General features: G+C 60.4%; 2 protein-coding genes. Both read left to right on the top strand.

Features of this window, described 5'->3' with window-relative positions; translation table 11 throughout:
- Window positions 1–113 precede the first annotated feature (113 nt).
- Window positions 114–1,034 carry a carbohydrate ABC transporter permease gene (locus C0012_RS15300; protein WP_110590586.1) on the top strand — a complete coding sequence of 307 codons (921 nt, stop codon included), beginning with the start codon at window positions 114–116 and terminating at the stop codon, window positions 1,032–1,034.
- A complete protein-coding gene (locus C0012_RS15295; RefSeq protein WP_198411162.1) occupies window positions 1,034–1,930 on the top strand; it encodes a carbohydrate ABC transporter permease in 897 nt (298 codons plus the stop codon). The genes C0012_RS15300 and C0012_RS15295 overlap by 1 nt, the downstream gene beginning before the upstream one ends.

Below are 1,930 nucleotides of genomic sequence, written 5' to 3'. Positions count from 1 at the left end.
GATGCGATTGCTGAGGCGGAGGAGCGCGTCGCGAACGAGGTCGGCGAGGAGTGACCGGCCCTGTGCGCCGGCCGGTCCCGGCCGGTCGGCGCACCCCTCGTTGAAGGAGAACGATGACCACGACAACACCCGCCCGGTCGGCGCTGCCGCGTCGGCGCCCCTCGCGCCTGCGGGCGCGGAACACTCTGCTCGGTTGGAGCTTCATCCTTCCGAACTTCCTCGGCTTCGCTCTGCTGACGCTCGTGCCCGTGGTCGTGATGTTCTACATGTCGTTGACCGACTGGAACATCTTCGGTTCGTCGACGTTCATCGGGTTCGATAACTTCCAGCGACTGTTCAGCGATGGCACGTTCGTGACGTCGTTTGTGAACACGATCTATTACACGGTTCTGCATGTGCCGTTGACGATCGTGGTGTCGCTCGGGTTGGCGCTGTTGTTGAACAACAAGCTGCGCGGGGTCGCGTTCTTCCGGACGGCGGCGTTCTTCCCGTACATCACGTCGATCGTGGCGATCGCGTTGGTGTGGAATCTGTTGTTCAGTCCGGATTATGGTCCGATCAACGAGGCGCTGCGTTTTGTGGGATTCGCGGAGCCGCCGGGCTGGTTGACGTCGCCGGAGTGGGCGATGCCCGCGGTGGTCATCATCAGCACGTGGCGGGACATGGGCTATTACATGGTGCTGTTCCTCGCGGGTCTGCAGACGGTGCCGCGGGAGCTGCATGAGGCGGCGCGTGTGGATGGTGCGAACGTGGTGCACCGGTTCTTCAACGTGACGTTGCCGTGTCTGCGTCCGACGATGTTCTTCGTCACGGTGATCCTCACGATCAACTCGTTGAAGATCTTCGATCTGATCCTGGTGCTCACGCAGGGCGGTCCGGGGCAGGCGACGACGGTGATCAGTCAGTTCATCTACCGGAAGGGTTTCGAGGAGAACGAGTTCGGGTATGCCTCGGCCGCGTCGGTGGTGTTGTTCGCGTTGTGTCTTGTGGTGACGATCGCGCAGTACATGTGGAATAAGAAGAGGAGCATCTGATGAGTGAGACGATGACCCTCGTCGCGCCGAGTTCGCCGGGTCGTGCGCGTGCGGCGGGCGATTCGGGTGAGGTCGCTCACCGGATCAAGCGCGGTGTTCTGTATGTGATCCTCATCGTCGCGGCTGCTGCGATGCTCACGCCGTTCTTCTGGATGGTGATGAGTTCGTTGAAGGATGCGAACTCGGTGTTCTCGGTGCCGGTGCGGTGGCTGCCGGAGGTGTTCGTGTGGGAGAACTACACGTCGATCTGGAGTCGCAGCGATATCCTCACGTGGATTCGGAACACGCTGGTGCTGTCGGTGTCGGTGACGTTGCTGCAGGTGCTGACGGGGTCGTTCGCGGCGTATGGGTTCTCCCGGATCCGGTTCCCGGGTCGGAATGCGCTGTTTTTGTTGTATGTCGCGACGATCGCGGTGCCGTGGCAGTCGTACATGATTCCGCAGTTCATCATGTTGACGAATGCGGGGTTGGCGAACACGTTGTGGTCGATCATCTTCTTGCAGACGTTCAGCGCGTTCGGTGTGTTCTTGATGAAGCAGTTCTATGAGACGGTGCCGGAGGATCTGAGCGAGGCGGGTCGTTTGGATGGGTTGAGTGAGTACGGGATCTGGTGGCGGATCATGGTGCCGTTGTCGATTCCCGCGGTGGCGAGTTTGTCGTTGTTGACGTTCGTGAATACGTGGAATGACTATCTGGGGCCGTTGATCTATCTGCGCGACACGGAGTTGTGGACGTTGCAGTTGGGGTTGCAGAACTTCGTGTCGAGTCTGTATGACGTGGATTACGGGGTGTTGTTCGCGGGGTTGGTGATCTCGGTGGTGCCGATCGCGGTGATCTTCTTGCTGGGTCAGCGGTTCTTCGTCGAGGGCATCGCGACGAGCGGGATGAAGGGCTGA

Origin of the sequence: Microbacterium suaedae, from assembly GCF_003254645.1 — a bacterium.
Classification (GTDB): Bacteria; Actinomycetota; Actinomycetes; order Actinomycetales; family Microbacteriaceae; genus Microbacterium; species Microbacterium suaedae.
The sequence above is the reverse complement of the archived record's forward strand: the minus strand, read 5'-3'. Positions and strand labels throughout refer to the sequence as shown.

What these genes read in the sequence shown, in the direction of transcription:
- C0012_RS15300 (WP_110590586.1), top strand. Translation starts at nt 114, where the DNA reads ATGACCACGACAACACCCGCCCGGTCGGCGCTGCCGCGTCGGCGCCCC.
- C0012_RS15295 (WP_198411162.1), top strand. Translation starts at nt 1,034, where the DNA reads ATGAGTGAGACGATGACCCTCGTCGCGCCGAGTTCGCCGGGTCGTGCG.